Source organism: Paenibacillus alkaliterrae (genome assembly GCF_021532375.1).
Taxonomy (GTDB): Bacteria; Bacillota; Bacilli; order Paenibacillales; family Paenibacillaceae; genus Pristimantibacillus; species Pristimantibacillus alkaliterrae.
In genome coordinates this window covers 1-19,056 of the sequence record NZ_JAKGAP010000065.1, presented here as the reverse complement: position 1 = coordinate 19,056, position 19,056 = coordinate 1, and the positions used below count along the sequence as shown (strand labels likewise).

The following is a 19,056-nucleotide window of genomic DNA, read 5'->3' as shown; positions in this document are numbered from 1 at the left end:
TGCAATAAAAGGAGAGGCGCATGGAGGCTTACGGTCCAAATAACCTGATTAGTCAAATAGAAGCTTGATAAAGTTCGATTTTGGCATGAAGAGGGATGATAACGATGATCGTATATGAAACAGAGAATGCCTTCATTCTCATTGCCCAGCATGACCATGCCCGCGTATCTGGCGATCTTGTATCGGCTTGGCGAGATGAGCTATTCATAAACTGCGGGCTAAGAGAAGAATTAATTTATGCGGCTTATGAACATGACAGAAGCTGGATCGATCTTGATCGCATTCCCATATGGAATGATGCCGTGAACAGTCCCTTTTCGTTCCGTGATTATCCTGGAAACATTCGATTTTTCTTTTATTCGAAGGCGCTGGACCAATTACAAAGCAGTAGCGAGTATGCTGCGCTGTTAGGAAGCGTATTATATACGGCGTTAGCGGAGAAAATCAGAAATGAGGATACCGTTCCATTCGTTGAGAGAGAGTTTGCCAGACAAAGCTCGATAATTGAAAGGCTTCAGGTGGATGTGAAGCTGCTTCAGATGCATGCGAAAGCTCTCATTCTGTGCGATGAGCTGTCCCTGTTCGTTTGTATGGAGCAGCCCGGTACGCCAAGAGAAAGGTATGAATGGTTTGCGGAAGGCTTTCAATATTGGTTCGGCCGCTCCGGTCCATCGACGCTCATCGCCGATTGGGCAGATGAACGGACGATTGAATTGGAGCCGTTTCCGTTCAGCCGCGAGGTGGAGTCATCGCTTCCTTATAAGAAAGTGAGCAAAGACGATATTGCGAAATACGGCATTTCGAAGGCTTACGAGCGAGAGACTTTACGGGAACACAAGCTTACCTTTCGCCGGAAAAATTAACGCTCGCATGAAAACACCGCCCATAGCTGCAGCCTGCAGCCGGGCGGTGTTTTTTTGGCGAGAAAATGCACATAATCACTCTAAATCGTTTTTTTGCGATCCGAAAGCAACAGCGAGTCAAGCGAGCCGCCTTCGCTTATGATCTTGATCGCTGTGCCGAGCAGCGGCGCCATTGGCAGGACGATAAATTTCTCCGGATTTTCTTCTTCTAATGCGATCGTATCGGTAATGACGACCTCGAGAATGTTGGGATGATTCAGCTTCTCGAGCGCATTGGCGGAGAACAAGCCATGCGTTGCGCAAATAAAAGCGTCGTGAGCCCCTTTTTTCTTGAGCGCCTCTACGACGTTAACGATTGTGCTCCCCGTGTCGATGAGATCTTCGATTATGATCGGCGTCATGCCCTCTACTTCACCGATAATATGCGTAATCTCCGACTGATTGTGGGCAGGGCGATTTTTAATCATGATTGCGAACGGACAATCGAGCAGCCCGGCTAATTTCTCGGCTGTTGTAGCTCGTCCGGCATCAGGGGACACGACGACCGGATTAGTAATGTTTTTACTTTTCAAATAATCAATAATTAGTTTAAGCGCCGTCAAATGATCGACGGGGATTGTAAAGAAGCCTTGAATCGGGTCGGCATGCAGGTCTACCGTAATGATCCGGTTCGCGCCGACGGTAGTCAGTACATCCGCTACCATTTTGGCTGAAATCGGCTCGCGCGGCGCGGTCTTCCGTTCCTGACGGGCATACCCGTAATAAGGCATGACGATATTGATCGTTTTGGCCGAAGCCCGTTTCGCAGCATCGATCATGACGAGCAGCTCGATCAGATGCTCATTAACGGGATGAGACAAGGATTGCACGATAAATACATGGCAGGTTCTGATCGGTTCCCGGTAGGAAACATGGATTTCTCCGCTCTGTTGTCTAGAAATCGCGATATCGCCAAGCGGCAGCTCCAGCTGCTTGCAAAGCTCCTCGGCGAGCCTTATATTGGATGAGCCTGAAAATATTTTAACCTTTTGCATGGTATCCTCCCTAATAAATACGCGGTTTTTCTCTTGACATCATCATAACAAACATACCAGAGGAGAACAAATGAAAACTGGAATCATTAGGTGTATAATGTATGCTGAGAAGGGAAGTGGGAGCATGTCCCGGGAGATCAGAGCCTGCGAGCTGACCGCTCTCAAGGAAATCGCGGAAATGCTGAACAGCACGAATGATATGGACCAAATGCTCGGTGACGTGCTCGCGAAGCTGCTTCAAGTGACGGGCTTTTCAACCGGCTGGATATTTATGATGGACGATACAAGCGACAATTTATGCGTTGCCGCTCATAATCTCCCGCAGGCGCTTAACGCGCGGAACCAAGCTGTCATGTGCGGCTCCGAATGCTGGTGTGTCGATAGCTTTAAGCAAAATAAGCTGAATCGGGCCGTTAATATTATCGAATGCTCGCGAATCACATATGCCGTAGCCCATCACCTTGGCGATAGCGAAGGAATCTCTCATCATGCGACCGTTCCGCTCACGGCAGGCAAGGACCGCTTTGGGCTCCTTAACGTGGCGGAGGCCGGCAAAGAGAGCTTCTCCGGGGAGGAGCTGGCGCTGCTGCAGGCAGTTGCTTACCAAATCGGAACGGCGATCAAGAGAATTCGTCTCTATCAGGCTCAAGAGCTTAATGCGGTACATTATGCGAAGCTAGGCGATGTCATTCAGCAGATCCATGCGATACAGGATATTAATCAGCTGCCGCTGCTCGCCGTCAAATGTATCGGGGATACGTTCAACTGGCAGCATGTATCGTTATTTATTTATGAACAGCGCCAGCTATCCTTGCGCGCACATTATACGGATAACCAAGTGAAGAAGGAGTGGCAATTGCTCGGGTCCGATCAAGCAGGGCCCGTTAGCACAGCCTTTCGCGACAATCGTCTTGTCATGATCTCGGATAGCGATAAGGAGCCGTGCCCATCTTTATCCCGCATTGGCATCCCTCCATTTGCCTCGGCGGCAGCCATACCATTGCGGATCAGAAATCGTCCGTTCGGCGTGCTATTCATCAGCAGTCAGACCAGAAAGCAATTCGACGGTTACCAACAGGACTTCATGTATTCGTTGGGGGATCATTTTACGATAAGCGTTGAAAATTTACGCGTATACGAACAGCAGCGCGAGCTTGCCCGCATGGAGGAACGGAACCGGATGGCGCGCGATTTGCATGACTCGGTCATCCAGAAGGTATTCTCGCTCAGCTTTCTGGCGAAAGGGGCGGAGACCGTTCTGGCCGGCAAAGATCCAATCGTCGAGCGTTCGCTCCAGGAAATAAGACAGCTGTCGCAGGAGGCGCTCAAGGAAATGAGAACGCTCATCTGGCAGCTCCGTCCGGCAGGACTCGAGCATGGGCTGCTTACCGCACTGAAGCAATACGGGCAAAGCATGGATTTGATTGTCAATGAACAGGCGGAAGGCTTAAGGGAGCTTCCGCGTCAAGTAGAGGAAGCGCTTTGGCGTATCGGTCAGGAAGCATTGAATAATGTGAAGAAGCATGCCGGAACGAATACCGTAAATATCCATTTAGTGAAGTCCGAGCAAATGGCGAGTTTGGAAATTACCGATCAAGGAACCGGCTTCTCGGCCGGGAAGCGAAAGGGGCAGCTTACGATGGGGATGATCTCGATGAGGGAAAGAGCCGAGACGTTAGGCGGCGAGCTGTCTATTCAGAGCGGACCGGGAATGCCTACGACCGTCAAAGCTACGATTCCCATCGCAGCAGGGCAGCCATTGTGGGACAAGGAATGAGGAGCAGCCGTGAAAATAAAAATTTTGCTGGTGGATGATCATCAAATCGTATTGAAAGGGATATCGTTTTTCTTAAGGATGCAGCCTGATTTCGAGCTGGCAGGCGAAGCCTGTAACGGGAAGGAAGCGGTAGAGAAAGCAGCGGAATTGCAGCCGGACATTATTCTCATGGATTTAAACATGCCGATTATGGACGGGATCGAGGCAAGCCAGCTCATCGTTCAGCAAAATCCAGAGACGAAGATACTTGTATTAACCAGCTTCTCCGATCGGAGTCATATTGTGCCGGCGCTGCAGTCGGGCGCTATCGGCTATATGCTGAAGGATGTGGAGCCGGATCAGCTGGCGGAAGCGATACGCAGTGCTTTCAAAGGAAACGTTCAGCTGCATCCGGACATCGCGAACGCGTTAGTAGCCCAGGCGGATCCGCATACGGAACCCGTAAACGGGCAGTCTGCCCGCGAAATAAAGGATTCTCTCACGCCGAGGGAGCGCGAGGTGGTACTGCTGCTGGCGAAAGGGATGAGCAACAAAGAAATTGCGAAATCGCTGACGGTTGCCGAGAAGACCGTGAAGACGCATGTGAGCAGCATACTGAGCAAGCTGAATTTATCTGACCGCACGCAAGCTGCTTTGTATGCGGTAAAGACGCTGCACGTTAGCGAGCCGTAAGGCGTAAGCCGAAAGACGTAAGACTAGTCCTCCGCCTTTGGCGGTTTTTTTTATGTCTTTTTTCGGTCTATTTGCCGATGATAAACGGAGAAAAACTTAATATAATAAAGGTGCTTACAAAAAGTAAATAATAGATTCTGTGGAGGGAAAATAAAATGAGTACCGTATTATTTGTAAAAGCTAATGATCGCCCAATCGAACAAGCGGTTAGCGTAAAGCTGTATCATGCATTTCTGGATAGCTACAAAAAAAGCCACCCTGAAGATACAATCATGGAGTTGGATTTGTTCCAGGAAGAATTGCCCTATATGAATGCCGATATGATTAACGGAAACTTCAAAGCGGCTCGCGGCTTTGATCTTACGCCTGAAGAGAAAGCGGCTGTCGAGGTATCCGGCAAGTATATCGATCAGTTTCTCGCTGCTGACAAGGTCGTATTCGGTTTCCCGCTATGGAACTTGACGATTCCAGCCGTGCTTCATACTTATATCGATTATATTTACCAGGCGGGCAAAACATTTAGTTATACGGCTGAAGGTCCCGTTGGCCTGATTCCCGACAAAAAAGTCGCTCTCATCAACGCCCGCGGCGGCATTTATTCGGAAGGTCCGGCAGCAGCTGCCGAAATGTCCTTCAGCTATGTCCGCAACATTATGAGCTTCTTCGGCGTCACGAACTTCGAGAACGTCATCGTGGAAGGCCATAACCAGCTTCCGGATCAAGCGGAAACGATCATTTCGAACGGTATCGCCCAAGCGGAGAAAGCGGCGATAGGCTTCTAGGTAGCCAAGCCTTAAATAAAACATGTTGCAAAGAGACAATCTAACTAAGGTTAGGTTGTCTCTTTATTTATTACGATTGACGGTGAGAACGATTATCAACTACAATGGGAACGAGATCTATTTGCACAAGCATGCTTAACCTATAAAAGGCGGGTCAACCTATGAAAAGAATCCTGCTCATTGAGGATGAAAGAAATTTAGCTCGTTTTATTGAACTGGAGCTTCGCCATGAGTCATTTGCGATCGTCACAGCTTTTGACGGAGATTACGGACTCGAACTCGCTCTGCGAGAGGATTGGGATGTTATTTTACTTGATTTAATGCTGCCCGGCCTCAATGGGATGGAAGTTTGCAGACGAATTCGCGCGGTCAAAGCCACGCCGATTATGATGCTAACGGCCAGGGACAGCATTACGGACCGCGTGTTGGGATTGGATAGCGGAGCCGATGATTATTTGCCCAAGCCATTTGCGATCGAAGAGCTCCTGGCACGTATAAGGGTTGTATTCAGGCGGCAGGAGAAGAAAATCGAGGAGAAGCGATCGATACTTTCGTTCCATGAGCTTTGTGTTGATTTGGACACGAGAGAAGTGAGGAAGGGAGACGTAACGATCGAATTGACCAAGAGAGAATTCAGTTTATTGGTTGCCTTTATGGAAAATACGAACCGCGTCCTCGCCAGGGAGACGCTGCTTGATAAAGTGTGGGGTTTTGAAGCTGCGGTCGATACGAATGTGGTGGATGTATACGTTCGGTATTTACGCAACAAAATTGATAGCCCGGGCGAGACCAGCTACATTCAAACGCAGCGGGGCATTGGATATGTGATGAGAAAATGAGCAAGCTAACGCTATCCTTTTCCCGAATGCCCGTAAAATGGAAGCTGACGATAGGGTCGGCGCTGCTTCTCTTCCTGCTGTTCGCCGCGTATAACATCGTGCAGTACATATTCGTCGAGAGATGGATGATGAAGCAGGAAGAAGAGAACACGCAGCGGGATATGCGGGAAATTTTGAATTTCTTGTTGGAGAAGGAATTTTCCTTCAACGAGTCTGAGCTCGCTTACATTCGCAATTATCTTGAAAAAATGAATGAGCGCAATCAGTTAATCCGCGTGCTGGATGACAAAGGAGCCCCGATCATCGTCGTATCCGATGAAGTTCCGGACCATTGGGCGCAATCCTATCCGTCCTCCAGGCTCATTCATTCGGGATTATGGTTTTTGGATGATCATTTATTGCTTATGCGGAGCCCGCTGACCATTTTCAAATTTAATGGAACCGTTGAAATCATTAAAAATATCGAGGAGTTTGATAGGCTTAGCACTGCTTTCTTCCGAATTATGCTGATTTGCTGCCTGGGGGCGGTCATTATTAGCGGAATTGGAGGCAGGCTCATTGCCCGTCAACTGCTGAGGCCTCTTCAAGCGATGAATGAAACCATGACCAATGTGAAGGAAAAGGGCCTGCAGGAGCGCGTACAGCTGTATGAAAATAAATCGGATGAAATCGCGTCTTTGATGAAGCTGTTTAACGAAATGATGGATCAGGTAGAGCGTTCATTCGACCGGCAAAAGCAATTCGTGGAAGACGCTTCCCATGAGCTTAGAACGCCCGTTGCGATCATAGAGGGACATTTGGCGCTGCTGCAGCGATGGGGCAAAGATGACCGCGCCGTGCTGGAGGAATCCTTGGATGCATCTGTCCAGGAGCTCTCTCGCCTAAAGCGGCTTGTCGAGGAGCTGCTCGTATTATCGCGGGCGGAGAAGGAGCAGCCGAATGTTGATACGGAGCGGTCTTATGTGGAGGAAGCTATTCTGAACACGGTCAAGAATGTTACCGTACTGCACCCGGAGTTTGATTTTGACATTGAGCTCAGCTCGTTGGCGAACGTCTTGCTAATCATTTCGGAGCAGCATTTGGAGCAAATCATGCTCATCTTGCTGGACAACGCGGTTAAATACTCTGGCGGGCATAAAAAGATCTGTATCAAAAGCGAAATGCGGGAAAAAACGGCAGTGATTCATATAACCGATTTTGGCCTGGGAATATCCGAACAGGATTTGCCCTTTGTAACGAATCGTTTTTATCGCGCAGATAAGGTGCGGAGCGGGATGAATGGAGGCCATGGACTTGGACTCTCCATCGCTGAGCGTCTGGTTGGCAGGTACGGAGGGAACTTGCTCATTCGCAGCAAGGAGCATGAAGGAACGACCGTATCCGTTTCACTCAACATAGCCGAACGGGAATGATTATCGGAGATTAAACTTTTTTTATTTTCACAGCGTTTTCTCATTTTGATTCGTTACAATAAGAACTGTTGAACAACTGGTAATGATATTCATTATCACAAACAATATAAAGAGAATGAGAGGTAGGAACGAGATGACTAAGAAATACATAGTTGGCATCGTGTTGCTAACGATGATGACGGTGCTTGTATTAGCGGGCTGTGGGGCGAACAATGTTGGAAACGATAAGGGGAATGCGACGACGCCGGCGCCTGCGGCTGATGCTGCCGAGGAGACAGCGGATACAGCTCAAGATACCGGAAAAAATCAAGCAGTTAACGTATTTACGGCCAGACATTACGATGTGGACAGCCAGTTGTTTGATGCCTTTACGAAGGAAACGGGCATTAAAGTCAATGAAATCAAAGGTACAGCGGAAGAGCTTGTTGAGCGTCTGAAGCGCGAGGGCGAAAGCTCCGAAGCGGACCTGTTCGTTACGGTGGATGGCGGCGTACTGAATTACGCGAAGCAAAACGACGTGCTGCAGCCGATTCAATCGGCGACGGTTGACAGCAATGTTCCTGCGGAGTGGCGCGACAAAGATAACAGCTGGGTAGGCATCGCGACAAGAGCTCGCGTAATCGTCTATGCGAAGGACCGCGTGAAACCGGAGCAATTGTCTACTTATGAGGATCTAGCCAGCGATAAATGGAAAGGGAAGGTGCTGGCGCGTTCATCTTCCAGCTTGTACAACCAATCGTTGGTTGCATCCTTTATTGAACTGAATGGCGAGCAGCAGGCCGAAGAGTGGGCGAAGGGCGTTGTATCTAACTTTGCACGCGAACCGGAAGGCGGAGACCGCGATCAGGCGAAAGCGATCGTTGCCGGTACAGGCGACGTTGCCATCATGAACACTTATTACGTCGGACAAATGTTAAACTCCAAGGATGCCGAAGAAGTGAAGGTAGCTGAGAAGATCGGCGTGTTTTTCCCGAACCAGGACACGACCGGGACTCATCTGAACATTAGCGGCGTAGGATTGACGAAGCATGCCAAAAACAAAGACAATGCGATTAAGCTGATCGAGTATATGACAGGCCAGGCCGGTCAAACGCTGCTGACGCAAGGCAGCTTCGAGTTTCCGGTGAATGAAGCAGCAGACATTCCCGAGCTTCTAAAAGGCTGGGGAACATTTAAAACGCAGCAGCTCGATTATGCTAAGCTCGGCGAGCATAACAAAATAGCGGTTGAGCTGTTAAATAAGGCAGGCTGGAAATAAGCATGTACGCTTCTGCAGCTTTGCGAAACTTAAAACGAAAGCTGAACGGTTGGATGATCATAAGCGTAATAGGGGCCTTCGCGGCCCTTATTCCGTCTCTTTATATTTTATTCGGACTGTTCGGAGCGCCGAACGAAAACTGGGCTCATATTAAACAATACGTACTGCTGGATTCGGCACTTCAGTCTTTGTGGCTGGTGCTGGGTACGGGTTCGTTTTCTGTCATCATTGGCGTGTCGTTGGCATGGCTGACGGCCGCCTATGATTTTCCGCTTCGCCGTTTCTTTCACTTTGTGTTTGTACTGCCGCTTGCAATCCCCCCTTATATCGCGGCTTATACTTACGGCGCTATGCTTAGCTATACCGGAAGCGTCCAAGCCTTTATGCGAAATGTGCTTGGCGTTACCCCAAATCAGGCCTATTTCGATATCATGTCCATGAAGGGCGCTATTTTTGTTTTTACGCTGTTTTTGTTTCCGTATGTTTATTTAATAACGAAGACGTTTATGGAGAGACAAAGCGCAGCTTTCATTGAGAATGCGAGGCTGCTCGGCAAAGGCCCGCTGCATGTTTTTTTTCGTATTGTACTTCCTATCTCTAAGGCCGCTATTATCGGGGGAGTTAGTTTAGTCGCATTTGAGGTTCTGAATGATTTTGGCGTGACGAAGCACTTTGGCATTTCGTCTTTCACGACGGCGATTTTCAAAACGTGGTTTGGCATGTACGACGTGGATTCGGCGATCCGCCTTGCGGGGCTGCTGATGAGCTTTGTAATCGGTTTGTTTATTTTGGAGAGGCTCGTGCGCAGACGCAGAGCCTATCATTCCTCAACGAGCAAGCTGAAACCGTTAACCAGAAGGAAATTATGCGGCATTCCCGCTTGGGCTGCTGTCGCTTTTAGCAGCATTATATTCGCATTATCGTTTGCCATTCCGGTGCTGCAGCTTATCGTATGGGCGACATGGACGTATCGGGACGTATTTAATGACAAATTTGCAGGCATGATTGGCAATACGCTGCTCGTTGCTTTCGTTTCGATCTCGCTGCTCATGCTGCTTGCCGTAATTGTAGCCAACGTAAGCCGGGCTTCCAAACGGTCCATATTTACGCTTGCTTTAACGAAGCTAATCTCGATGGGGTATTCCATACCGGGTGCCGTGTTATCGATCGGTGTGCTTGCCGTGTTTATTTCGATCGATGAACGGCTCGGCGGACTTTACGAGCGGCTTGGCTGGGGAGCGAACAAGCTGCTGCTGAGCATGTCGCTGGCGATGCTTGTGTGCGCTTACGTGATCCGATTTCTGTCCGTCGGTTATAATGCGGTAGAGGCCGGCTTCGATAAAATAGGCAATCGCTATTCCGAGGCATCACGCATGCTGGGAGCAGGCATGACCCGTACTTTTTTCAAGGTCGATTTGCCTATGATAAAAGGTGCCGTATTAACGGGATTTATTTTAACGTTTATGGAAATCGTCAAGGAGCTGCCGCTTACGCTGCTGCTGCGGCCGTTCAATTTCGAGACGCTGGCGACCAAGGCGTATCAATATGCGAGCGATGAGCAAATCCATCAGGCCTCCGTTCCCGCCTTATTCATTATCGCAGTAGGCGCGGTGTCCGTCTTTTTCTATCATTGGTTGGGAGAGAGGAAATCAACATGACTTATTTCGAGCTTTCAGATATCTCTTTCCGTTTTGCTGAAGGAAAGGGCGATGTGCTGCATAACTTCTCCATGCGATTGAACAAAGGGGAGGTCGTTGGCGTACTGGGACAAAGCGGAGGCGGGAAAAGCACGCTGCTCCGTATTATTGCCGGGTTGGAGGTTCCTAACTCGGGTAATATCTCCATAAACGGCAGGACGCTGGTCGACCGGAAGCAATTCGTTCTTCCCGAGAAACGCGGCATCGGTATGATCTTTCAGGATTATGCATTATTTCCCCATCTAACGGTTGCCCAAAACATCCTATTCGGCTTACACCGGTTATCAAGAAAGGAACGCTTGCAGCGTTTGGAAGAGATGCTTGAGCTCATTCAACTGCAGGATTTTCGCAAGCGGTTTCCGCATGAGCTCAGCGGAGGGCAGCAGCAGCGCGTAGCCTTTGCACGCTCGCTCGCTCCGGAGCCTGAGCTCCTGCTTATGGATGAGCCGTTCAGCAGTCTGGATGCGGATTTGAAGCACAGCATACGCGAAGAGCTGAAGCGGATGCTGAGAACGGCCAATATGACCTGTATTCTCGTCACGCATGATAAGGAGGATGCAGCGGTTATATGCGATCGCGTCGTCCACATTGCAAATATCGGGCATGCGTTGAACATCAATCCTAAGTTTGTTTCGAATTCTACGAGGTGAGCATCGAAAAGCATCTCCTCAGAGCATATTAAATGCTACAATAGTAAAAAAGGCGAGAGGATGAATGCGGGGGCGTTGACACCGATACGCTCCGGAATGCTCATGGACGAAACGAACAGACTAATGAAAAAACCGTGTTTGATATGCAAGGAAAATAAGCCTCTATCCGCTTTTTTGCGTCGCACGGGTAAGCGCTCCAGCGCCGGGTCCCGCCGCGGCACATGCAGAGACTGCCGTAAAGCGAAGGCTGCGACAGCAGGCATTGCTGACAAGCCTCCTGCAGCCACATTGACGGAACGGGTACGGAAAGCGCCGGTGCTGCATGTGCCTGCGCGAAGCGAGCAACAGCCGCCGCTTCCTCCCTTGCAGCCATCCATTATACAGGCAGCTAATGATGCGGCACTGTTGAGAACGACGCGGCAAGGCACTGTATGGATGCGAGGACGCACCGACAAAGGGCGAAGATGGTATCAAGAAATTGAATTGGAGCTGGCAGTCACGCTCGTAAAGGAGCGTGCAGCCGTTCTTGTGAACCGGTACACGATTCGCCGCCTATATAGCAATAAGGACTTCCGTCAGTATATTTTGGATCGGGATAACCATATGTGTTATTTTTGCGGGGGAATGGGTGATACGATCGACCATATGCTGCCGAGAGCGAAAGGCGGGCATACGACGCCAGACAATTGTGTCTGTGCCTGTAATGCCTGCAATCAATCGAAGGCCGATAAGGACATAGTAACGTTTATGAATAATGAAGAGGTTGACCTGTAAAGTCATTGGACTTGATGGGGCAACCTGGGGTCTGTCTGGCGCGCTATGATGGATTTATACAGTAACTCTTCGCTCCTGAGCCCTGTTTGGCCCGCTATAAGCAAAACAAATAAAAGCACGGCTGCTACCTTCCTATGGAGGGCAGCAGCCGTGCTTTTATTTTAACGCAGATTAACGATGTTCACTTCAGGATTCACATCAGCTTCATAATCGATGCTATCCGTTTCGAAGCCGAACAGCTGGAAGAACTCGCGGCGATAGCCTTCTAAATCGGAAAGCTCGTACACATTCTCTGTAGATAGTTTAGCCCAAACGTCGGCAACCTCTGCTTGAATTTCGGGTCTCATCTCCCAGTCGTCGACGCGGATAAGGCCTTTCTCGTCAACAAGTGTTTCTCCCCCGCCGTACAGACGTTCGGAGAAGAGACGGTACATTTGCTCGATGCAGCCCTCATGAATGCCTTTTTCCTTCATGACCTTGTATAATGCGGAAATATAGAGAGGAACGACAGGGATAGCCGAGCTCGATTGGGTGACGAGCGCTTTGTTAACCGATACGAACGCCCGGCCGCCGTCAGCGCTGAGCTGATCGTTCAAGCGTCGAGCCGTAGCTTCAAGGTCATTTTTCGCTGCTCCGATCGTTCCTTCGCGGTAGACGGCATGGGTAATCTCAGGTCCGATATACGAATAAGCAACGGTAGTCGCGCCTTCAGCCAGCACGCCGGCTTGCTGAAGCTCGTCTATCCACATTTGCCAGTCTTCTCCGCCCATCACGGCGATCGTCTGACGAAGCTCATCCTCTGTCGCAGGTTCGATTGTCGCTTGCGATACTTCTCCGTTATGGAAGTTAACGGTTTTGTTCGTATACGTGCCGCCTAGCGGCTTGATGACGGAGGAGAAGGTTTCTCCCGACTTCGGATGCGTGCGGCGAGGGGAAGCTACGCTGTATACGACGAGATCGATCTTGCCGAGCTCGGTACGAATAAGATCGATCGTTTTCGCTTTGATTTCGTCGGAGAATGCGTCGCCAACGATGCTGTAGGATTTGCGGCCCGCAGCTGCGGCTGCTTCTTCGAAGGCTGCGGAGTTGTACCAGCCTGCTGATGCCGTACGGGCGCCTTCAGCAGCCTTGTCGAAATAAACGCCAATCGTATTCGCGCCTGCGGCGAATGAAGATACGATTCGGGAAGCTAGGCCGTAGCCCGTAGAAGCTCCGATAACAAGGACGTTGCGCGGTCCTGCGATTGCAGGCTGCGCTTGCACATAATCGATTTGGCGCTGCACCTGTTGCGCGCAGCCTTCAGGATGTGCGGTTGTACAAATAAAGCCGCGGGTTTTCGGTTGAATAATCATATTAGAATATTCCTTTCTTTAATGGAATTAGCCTATGTATAAAGTTAGCGGGACAACTCTATCCCATTTTACCGATTTTTGCTCATAAAGGGAAGTTCTCTTTGCAAACAAATAAGCGCCGAGAAAGCAAAGCTGCTATCTCGGCGCTTATTTATGCAGACGTTAACGACGGCCTGCAAGCTGCTGTTCAGCGATTTGGATGAGACGACGAGTAATATAACCGCCAATGGATCCCATATCGCGAGTAGTCATATTACCATAGTAGCCGTCTTGGGGAAGTTGAATGCCCAGCTCTTGGGCAACTTCGTATTTCATTTGCTCAAGAGCTGCCCGAGCTCCCGGTACAACGAGTTGATTCGTTTGGTTTGCCATTTATACTCAGCCTCCTTCTTGACAGTATTATGCATCATCGCAGATTGGATTATTCGCTATTTTCACCTAAATTTACCGCCTTTTTTTAGACTAGGTCCATGATAAAATGGTTATACGGGAGGGGGCGGCGTTATGTTTATGAAACCGATGCTCATGACGGAGCGCGAGGAGCCTTTTGATGATGAACGATTTATATTCGAACCGATCATTGACGGTCATCGTCTGCAGCTTTCCTTTATTGCGGGCAAGGCGAAATTATATACAAGGCACTTTAATGACGTTACGCGGCAATATCCTGAATTACATAATGTTCCTTTGCGGGAGCCGGCGGACGTCGTGCTGGACGGTGAGGTTGCTTACGTGAATCCTGTCACGGGGGCAATCGAATTCGTCACGCTGATTGAGCGGTATAGAATGAAGAAGGAACCGTGCATTCGAGAGGCAAAAACGCGGTTTCCCGTTATATTTTTTGTATTTGATATCCTTCATTACAATGGTGTCGACTTAAGGCAAAAGCCGCTGCTGGAGCGGAAAAGAATGCTTGGCGAGCTTTTGGAGAATAATGCGTATTATAAGAAGATGTTATTTGTTGACGGAGAAGGCACCTCGTTATTTCATCTGGTCAAACGCACCGAGCTTGAGGGTGTTGCCTGCAAGAGGAAGGACAGCCTGTATTTTGAAGGAAAAACGGAAAACTGGCTGAAGGTTCTCAATGCGGATTATGTAAATTTGCACATGGGGTCCAGAAGCAGAGGCGTACGCGATAAGGCGGGCTCTGACGCCGTTTAAATACCGACAGCAGCATTATCCGGCCTGTAAAGAGCAGCACGGCTCATTAAAAATGGAGCTGCGATCGCTTAGGCAATCGCAGCTCCTTCTTCTTGCTTTATTTGTATCAGTTGATTACGCGTCTTGCGGTTACATAGCTTTTGGCCCAGTAGCTGATCGTCATATCCGATATCGCTACGCCTTTGCTGCTGGAGCTGTGAATGATTTTATTATTGCCTGCGTAGACGGCGACATGGCTAATCGATTTGCCGTTTGTCTTGAAGAAAACAAGGTCGCCCATGCTTAGCGAGCCTTTGTCAACCTTCTTGCCAACCGAAGCTTGCGCTGCGGAAGTGCGCGGGAGAGAAACCTCAAAGCCTTTAAACAAAAATTGCGTAAACGACGAGCAATCGAATGCATATGTAACGCCTGCAGGTGCACCGAGCTTATAGGGTGTGCCGATATATTCTTTGCCTGTGGAAATAAGATTAATTGTTTCAGGTGTTGCTGCGTGTGCTTTCTGCGCAAAAGAGCCAAAAGTGATTGCCGATAGTACGATCGCGCTGCAAAGACTTGCTTTGGCAATCGATTTCATTAATTTAGATTTTCTCATGCTGTCAGGATATCCCTCCGCGTTTCGTTTTATGTGTTATGACTATAACACATCCTGAAAGCGGCATTTTTTGCTAATGAGAGAGAAAAGCTAGGAATAGGAAGGATTCTGAATCATTATGAGAAATAAATGAAAAAATATTAATAAAATTCAGCTTGTGCAGCAGACTAAGGCATATTTACCCCTCTGGCGCTTACGAGCAGCGTATACCATTGCTCTCTCGTCATACGCTCGGATTGGCGAACGGCATCTCTGCATGCGAGAATTCGTTCAGGATTAACCGTTCCGATAACGGGCTGAATACGCGCCGGATGTTTCATCAACCAGCCGAGAACGATAGCCTCGGGCGTCGTTTCATTTTCTTCCGCAAGCTGCTGTACGAGAGCAGATGTTTTGATTTCCGCTTCCGTTGCATTCTCCGTAACTTTTCCTGAAAATCTTCCTTGCGCAAGCGGTCCCCATGCTTGGATTTGAATATGTTCCATTTGCATCATTTCCATTAGCCCCTCTGGGAAATTATCCTTAAGGCCAGCCTTCTGATTGACATGGATGCCATGATCAACCCAGTCGTGGCGAAGCAGGCTCATCTCCAGCTGGTTCACGACGATCGGATCGGGCAGCTCACGCTGCAGGAAGCGGATTTGTCCGGGACTCATGTTCGATACGCCGAAGTTGCGCACCTTTCCGGAACGCTTCAGCTGCGTAAACGCTTCGGCAATGTCTTCCGGCTCCATTAGCGGGTCGGGACGGTGAAGCAACAAAATATCTATATATTCTGTTCCTAGCCGCTCCAGAATGCCGTCCACCGAAGGCAGGATATGTTCCTTTGAGAAGTTGAAACGGCCAGGCAAGGCTTCGTCAGCAAGCTGAATGCCAACCTTGGATTGAATGACGATGTGTTCACGGAGCTTTGACTGCTTTTTCAATACTTCTCCAAAAACAGATTCCGCTTTCCCTCGTGTATAAATATCTGCGTGATCGTAAAACGTTATGCCGATCGACAGTGCAGCCTCAATGGCGGCTTCCGCTTGACGGACATGCTCTGCCGTATAAGTCTCTGTTTGGTTCCAGCTTCCGCCAAGTCCCATACAGCCTAACGCAAGACGGCTGTCCGATATCCCTCGACGTTCTAATGGCATGATTTTCATTGTTTATCAACCTCCGCAATAATGATTTAACCTTAGACGGATTCTATTATACCTTTATACTACCATTCATATAAGGACTGAAATAAAGTTCACTAACTACCCTTCGTTCCCAAAGGCTGGATATAAAAGAGCAGCCAACCAGATGTTTGCAAGCGTTTCAATTTGGTGCTACATTACGGAGGACATAACATTAAGGGAGGAATACCCATTGGCTTTTATCACATGCAACTTTTTTTCAGAAGTATTAGGCCTCAGCACTTCTATGACGGTCATTTTACCTCAGCAAACGACCTCGCAAATTGGCATGAACAATCGCAGCAGCCACAAGCTTCACAAAACGCTTTTTTTGCTGCACGGCTTCTCCGATGATGACACGATCTGGTCGAGAAGGACCTCTATTGAACGTTATGTTGCAGAGCTTGGGCTGGCAGTCGTCATGCCGAACGTACATCAGAGCTTCTATACGGATATGGCATACGGGAATAAGTATTGGAGGTTTCTGACGGAGGAGCTTCCGGTCATCGCCCGTTCGTTCTTTCCGCTATCGGTTGCAAGAGAAGACAACTTTGTTGCGGGTTTATCGATGGGCGGCTATGGCGCCTTCAAATGGGCGCTGCGGCATCCGGATCGTTTTGCAGCTGCGGGGAGCTTGTCCGGGGCGCTGGATATGGCTCATCATGCGATGGACCCAGCCATGCCGCATATGGCTCCGTACTTTAAGTTGATCTATGGAGAGAAAGAGATTATAGGAACTGACGATGATTTACTGCATGTCGTCGCGGAGCTCTCGAAAGGTGGTTCGCCAAAGCCGGCGCTCTATCAATGCTGCGGTACGGAGGATTTTTTATACAACGATAATATTGCTTTTCGTGATGCTTGTGGGCAAGCAGACTATCCGCTTACCTACGTGGAGGGTCCGGGCAGCCACGAGTGGGGTTATTGGGATATGCATATTCAGCATTTTTTACGGTGGTTGCCGGTTGCGCAGCAGGAGTAATCGTGTGTGAAAAGGAAGCTGTCGAGTCGAATGACTCGGTAGCTTTTTTTTCTTGAAAAAATGGATTTAAGGCTTGCAAAATGAAGCCGCTGCCATTATGATTTGTTTAGGATTAATGTTTATATTATAGAATAAATATATATATTAATTCAACTGATTATTATTGTATCAAGTTAATCATCATAAAGAAGCGAGGGCGATTATAGAATGGCAAACCGCATAACGATTAACGCCGATTTGGCGGCAGGCACGATTAACCGAAACATATATGGACATTTCTCCGAGCATTTGGGCCGCTGTATTTATGAAGGCATTTGGGTTGGCGAGGATTCCCCAATTCCGAACACAAACGGGATCCGCAACGATGTCGTAGCAGCGCTTAAAAATATTAAAATACCCGTTCTTCGTTGGCCGGGCGGCTGCTTCGCTGATGAATATCACTGGAAGGACGGCATCGGGCCGCGCGAGTCTCGCAAGCGGATGATCAACACGCACTGGGGCGGCGTTGTCGAGAACAACCATTTCGGCACGCATGAGTTTCTTATGCTTTGCGAAATGCTGGATTGCGAGCCGTACATCTCCGGAAACGTAGGAAGCGGTACCGTTCAGGAAATGTCGGAATGGGTAGAATATATGACGTTCGACGGCGTATCGCCAATGGCCGAATTGCGTAAGGAAAATGGCAGGGAGAAGCCGTGGAACGTGAAATATTTTGGCGTCGGCAATGAGAACTGGGGCTGCGGCGGCAACATGCGCCCGGAATATTATGCGGATGAGTACAGAAGATACCAAACCTATGTACGCAATTACGGCGAGAACAAAATTCATAAAATCGCTTGCGGACCAAACGTGGACGATTACCGCTGGATGGACGTTCTGATGCGCGAAGCGCATAGGATGATGGATTCCATCTCGCTTCACTACTATACGATTCCGGGTGAATGGGCGGATAAAGGGGCTGCGACAGGTTTCTCCGAGGACGAGTGGTTCATGACGATGAAGAAAGCGCTCTGGATGGACGAGCTGATCAAGCGCCACTCGACGATCATGGACAAATACGATCCGAACAAACGGGTAGGGCTGATCGTAGACGAGTGGGGCACCTGGTTCGACGTTGAGCCAGGCACGAATCCGGGCTTCTTATACCAGCAGAACACTATACGGGATGCGCTCGTGGCCGGCGTTACTCTTAACATTTTCCACGATCATTGCGACCGGGTACAGATGGCAAACATCGCGCAGGTGATCAACGTGCTGCAATCGGTTATTTTGACTGAAGGCGAGAAAATGGTGCTAACGCCGACGTATCACGTATTTGATATGTACAAGGTACATCAGGATGCCACGCTGCTTACGACGTCGATCGACAGTCAAGAGTACGCGCATAATGATCAGAAGATTCCACAAGTTTCCGTCTCTGCTTCCAAGGATGCGGAAGGCCGCATTCACGTTAGTCTGTGCAACCTGGACAATCAGTCCGGCACGGATGTTGAAATCGATCTGCGCGGTTTAGCGGGTGCCGGCTTGAAGGTAACAGGAACGGAGCTGACGGCTTCCGTGAAAGACGCGCATAATACGTTCGAGCAGCCGAGTGTTGTAGCTCCAACCGCTTACCAGGCTTTCTCGGTTGAGGGTACTGTTGTCAAAGCTAAACTTTCACCGATGTCCGTTACCGTTCTTGAATTGATCGCCGAATAAGGGAAGCCTATCATGAGCAGCAACGGTAATTGCAAGGGCTGCCGCGACGAGTACCGGGTTACGGATGAGCAAATTGACCGCATATTGGCGGCGCCGATGTTCAAGTCCGATATCAGCGTGCCCGACGAAGTGTATGAGCGAAGATTAGAGCAGTGCAGCGTCTGCCCGAAATTTCAATATGGAACGACCTGCGCAGTCTGCGGCTGCTTCGTTCGAATTGCCGCTAAGTATAAAGACCGCTCTTGTCCACTGCCTGGTGACAGCCGATGGGTGAAATTTGTTTGATAGAATAGGAAGCTAACAGTGTTGGCAGGGGTTGTTCCAAAAGGTCTTAGACCTTTTGGAACAAC

19 protein-coding genes are annotated in these 19,056 nt (G+C 49.2%); 14 read left to right on the top strand and 5 right to left on the bottom strand.

Translation table 11 applies throughout. The features are described from left to right. Window positions 1–104: 104 nt before the first annotated feature. Window positions 105–863, top strand: a complete 759-nt coding sequence (locus tag L1N85_RS21580) for a DUF3891 family protein (RefSeq protein WP_235241123.1) — start codon at window positions 105–107, stop codon at window positions 861–863. Between the two features lie 80 nt (window positions 864–943). Here L1N85_RS21580 and L1N85_RS21575 read toward each other — a convergent pair whose 3' ends face one another. Then, on the bottom strand, window positions 944–1,897 hold the full coding sequence (locus L1N85_RS21575; protein ID WP_235241122.1) for a ribose-phosphate diphosphokinase: 954 nt from the start codon (window positions 1,895–1,897) through the stop codon (window positions 944–946). Window positions 1,898–2,021: 124 nt separating this feature from the next. On the opposite strand from L1N85_RS21575, the gene L1N85_RS21570 reads away from it, so the two are divergent. The 9 genes from L1N85_RS21570 to L1N85_RS21530 all read left to right on the top strand — a co-directional run bounded on the left by L1N85_RS21570 (window position 2,022) and on the right by L1N85_RS21530 (window position 11,758). Then, window positions 2,022–3,674, top strand: coding sequence for a GAF domain-containing sensor histidine kinase (locus tag L1N85_RS21570; RefSeq protein WP_235241121.1), 1,653 nt, complete (start codon window positions 2,022–2,024; stop codon window positions 3,672–3,674). A gap of 9 nt (window positions 3,675–3,683) precedes the next feature. Further along, entirely contained in the window at window positions 3,684–4,346 is a 663-nt protein-coding gene (locus L1N85_RS21565; protein WP_235241120.1) for a response regulator, read from the top strand. A 155-nt stretch (window positions 4,347–4,501) separates the two neighbouring features. After that, window positions 4,502–5,128: an FMN-dependent NADH-azoreductase gene (locus tag L1N85_RS21560; RefSeq protein ID WP_235241119.1), complete on the top strand. Its 627-nt coding sequence runs from the start codon at window positions 4,502–4,504 to the stop codon at window positions 5,126–5,128. A gap of 161 nt (window positions 5,129–5,289) precedes the next feature. After that, on the top strand, window positions 5,290–5,967 hold the full coding sequence (locus L1N85_RS21555) for a response regulator transcription factor (RefSeq protein WP_235241118.1): 678 nt from the start codon (window positions 5,290–5,292) through the stop codon (window positions 5,965–5,967). After that, window positions 5,964–7,379 carry a HAMP domain-containing sensor histidine kinase gene (locus L1N85_RS21550; RefSeq protein ID WP_235241117.1) on the top strand — a complete coding sequence of 472 codons (1,416 nt, stop codon included), beginning with the start codon at window positions 5,964–5,966 and terminating at the stop codon, window positions 7,377–7,379. Before L1N85_RS21555 ends, L1N85_RS21550 begins: the two co-directional genes overlap by 4 nt. A gap of 133 nt (window positions 7,380–7,512) precedes the next feature. After that, entirely contained in the window at window positions 7,513–8,637 is a 1,125-nt protein-coding gene (locus L1N85_RS21545; RefSeq protein WP_235241116.1) for a Fe(3+) ABC transporter substrate-binding protein, read from the top strand. Window positions 8,638–8,639: 2 nt separating this feature from the next. Continuing rightward, complete coding sequence (locus L1N85_RS21540) at window positions 8,640–10,295, top strand: ABC transporter permease (RefSeq protein ID WP_235241115.1); 1,656 nt, start codon at window positions 8,640–8,642, stop codon at window positions 10,293–10,295. Further along, a complete protein-coding gene (locus tag L1N85_RS21535; protein WP_235241114.1) occupies window positions 10,292–10,984 on the top strand; it encodes an ABC transporter ATP-binding protein in 693 nt (230 codons plus the stop codon). Before L1N85_RS21540 ends, L1N85_RS21535 begins: the two co-directional genes overlap by 4 nt. A gap of 60 nt (window positions 10,985–11,044) precedes the next feature. Continuing rightward, window positions 11,045–11,758, top strand: a complete 714-nt coding sequence (locus L1N85_RS21530; protein WP_235241113.1) for an HNH endonuclease — start codon at window positions 11,045–11,047, stop codon at window positions 11,756–11,758. Between the two features lie 161 nt (window positions 11,759–11,919). Here L1N85_RS21530 and fabV read toward each other — a convergent pair whose 3' ends face one another. Next, window positions 11,920–13,110, bottom strand: coding sequence for an enoyl-ACP reductase FabV (gene fabV / locus L1N85_RS21525; RefSeq protein ID WP_235241112.1), 1,191 nt, complete (start codon window positions 13,108–13,110; stop codon window positions 11,920–11,922). A 162-nt stretch (window positions 13,111–13,272) separates the two neighbouring features. Continuing rightward, a complete protein-coding gene (locus L1N85_RS21520) occupies window positions 13,273–13,482 on the bottom strand; it encodes an alpha/beta-type small acid-soluble spore protein (RefSeq protein WP_235241111.1) in 210 nt (69 codons plus the stop codon). Between the two features lie 132 nt (window positions 13,483–13,614). Here L1N85_RS21520 and L1N85_RS21515 point away from each other — a divergent pair, with 132 nt between their 5' ends. After that, window positions 13,615–14,271, top strand: a complete 657-nt coding sequence (locus tag L1N85_RS21515; protein ID WP_235241110.1) for an ATP-dependent DNA ligase — start codon at window positions 13,615–13,617, stop codon at window positions 14,269–14,271. Window positions 14,272–14,377: 106 nt separating this feature from the next. On the opposite strand, the gene L1N85_RS21510 is transcribed toward L1N85_RS21515, so the two are convergent. Then, window positions 14,378–14,863, bottom strand: coding sequence for a C40 family peptidase (locus L1N85_RS21510; protein WP_235241109.1), 486 nt, complete (start codon window positions 14,861–14,863; stop codon window positions 14,378–14,380). A gap of 167 nt (window positions 14,864–15,030) precedes the next feature. Further along, on the bottom strand, window positions 15,031–16,011 hold the full coding sequence (locus tag L1N85_RS21505) for an aldo/keto reductase (RefSeq protein WP_235241108.1): 981 nt from the start codon (window positions 16,009–16,011) through the stop codon (window positions 15,031–15,033). 208 nt (window positions 16,012–16,219) lie between these two features. On the opposite strand from L1N85_RS21505, the gene L1N85_RS21500 reads away from it, so the two are divergent. The 3 genes from L1N85_RS21500 to L1N85_RS21490 all read left to right on the top strand — a co-directional run bounded on the left by L1N85_RS21500 (window position 16,220) and on the right by L1N85_RS21490 (window position 18,991). Continuing rightward, window positions 16,220–17,008 (top strand): alpha/beta hydrolase, encoded by a 789-nt coding sequence (locus tag L1N85_RS21500; protein WP_235241107.1) that lies wholly within the window; start codon window positions 16,220–16,222, stop codon window positions 17,006–17,008. Window positions 17,009–17,215: 207 nt separating this feature from the next. Then, on the top strand, window positions 17,216–18,706 hold the full coding sequence (locus L1N85_RS21495) for an alpha-N-arabinofuranosidase (protein ID WP_235241106.1): 1,491 nt from the start codon (window positions 17,216–17,218) through the stop codon (window positions 18,704–18,706). Between the two features lie 12 nt (window positions 18,707–18,718). After that, window positions 18,719–18,991: a DUF6171 family protein gene (locus L1N85_RS21490; protein ID WP_235241105.1), complete on the top strand. Its 273-nt coding sequence runs from the start codon at window positions 18,719–18,721 to the stop codon at window positions 18,989–18,991. The last annotated feature ends 65 nt before the right edge of the window (window positions 18,992–19,056 follow it).

What these genes read in the sequence shown, in the direction of transcription:
- L1N85_RS21580 (WP_235241123.1), top strand. Translation starts at nt 105, where the DNA reads ATGATCGTATATGAAACAGAGAATGCCTTCATTCTCATTGCCCAGCAT.
- L1N85_RS21560 (WP_235241119.1), top strand. Translation starts at nt 4,502, where the DNA reads ATGAGTACCGTATTATTTGTAAAAGCTAATGATCGCCCAATCGAACAA.
- L1N85_RS21495 (WP_235241106.1), top strand. Translation starts at nt 17,216, where the DNA reads ATGGCAAACCGCATAACGATTAACGCCGATTTGGCGGCAGGCACGATT.
- L1N85_RS21505 (WP_235241108.1), bottom strand. Translation starts at nt 16,011, where the DNA reads ATGAAAATCATGCCATTAGAACGTCGAGGGATATCGGACAGCCGTCTT.
- L1N85_RS21520 (WP_235241111.1), bottom strand. Translation starts at nt 13,482, where the DNA reads ATGGCAAACCAAACGAATCAACTCGTTGTACCGGGAGCTCGGGCAGCT.
- L1N85_RS21490 (WP_235241105.1), top strand. Translation starts at nt 18,719, where the DNA reads ATGAGCAGCAACGGTAATTGCAAGGGCTGCCGCGACGAGTACCGGGTT.
- fabV (WP_235241112.1), bottom strand. Translation starts at nt 13,110, where the DNA reads ATGATTATTCAACCGAAAACCCGCGGCTTTATTTGTACAACCGCACAT.
- L1N85_RS21510 (WP_235241109.1), bottom strand. Translation starts at nt 14,863, where the DNA reads ATGAGAAAATCTAAATTAATGAAATCGATTGCCAAAGCAAGTCTTTGC.
- L1N85_RS21575 (WP_235241122.1), bottom strand. Translation starts at nt 1,897, where the DNA reads ATGCAAAAGGTTAAAATATTTTCAGGCTCATCCAATATAAGGCTCGCC.
- L1N85_RS21555 (WP_235241118.1), top strand. Translation starts at nt 5,290, where the DNA reads ATGAAAAGAATCCTGCTCATTGAGGATGAAAGAAATTTAGCTCGTTTT.
- L1N85_RS21530 (WP_235241113.1), top strand. Translation starts at nt 11,045, where the DNA reads ATGAATGCGGGGGCGTTGACACCGATACGCTCCGGAATGCTCATGGAC.
- L1N85_RS21570 (WP_235241121.1), top strand. Translation starts at nt 2,022, where the DNA reads ATGTCCCGGGAGATCAGAGCCTGCGAGCTGACCGCTCTCAAGGAAATC.
- L1N85_RS21535 (WP_235241114.1), top strand. Translation starts at nt 10,292, where the DNA reads ATGACTTATTTCGAGCTTTCAGATATCTCTTTCCGTTTTGCTGAAGGA.
- L1N85_RS21545 (WP_235241116.1), top strand. Translation starts at nt 7,513, where the DNA reads ATGACTAAGAAATACATAGTTGGCATCGTGTTGCTAACGATGATGACG.
- L1N85_RS21515 (WP_235241110.1), top strand. Translation starts at nt 13,615, where the DNA reads ATGTTTATGAAACCGATGCTCATGACGGAGCGCGAGGAGCCTTTTGAT.
- L1N85_RS21540 (WP_235241115.1), top strand. Translation starts at nt 8,640, where the DNA reads ATGTACGCTTCTGCAGCTTTGCGAAACTTAAAACGAAAGCTGAACGGT.
- L1N85_RS21550 (WP_235241117.1), top strand. Translation starts at nt 5,964, where the DNA reads ATGAGCAAGCTAACGCTATCCTTTTCCCGAATGCCCGTAAAATGGAAG.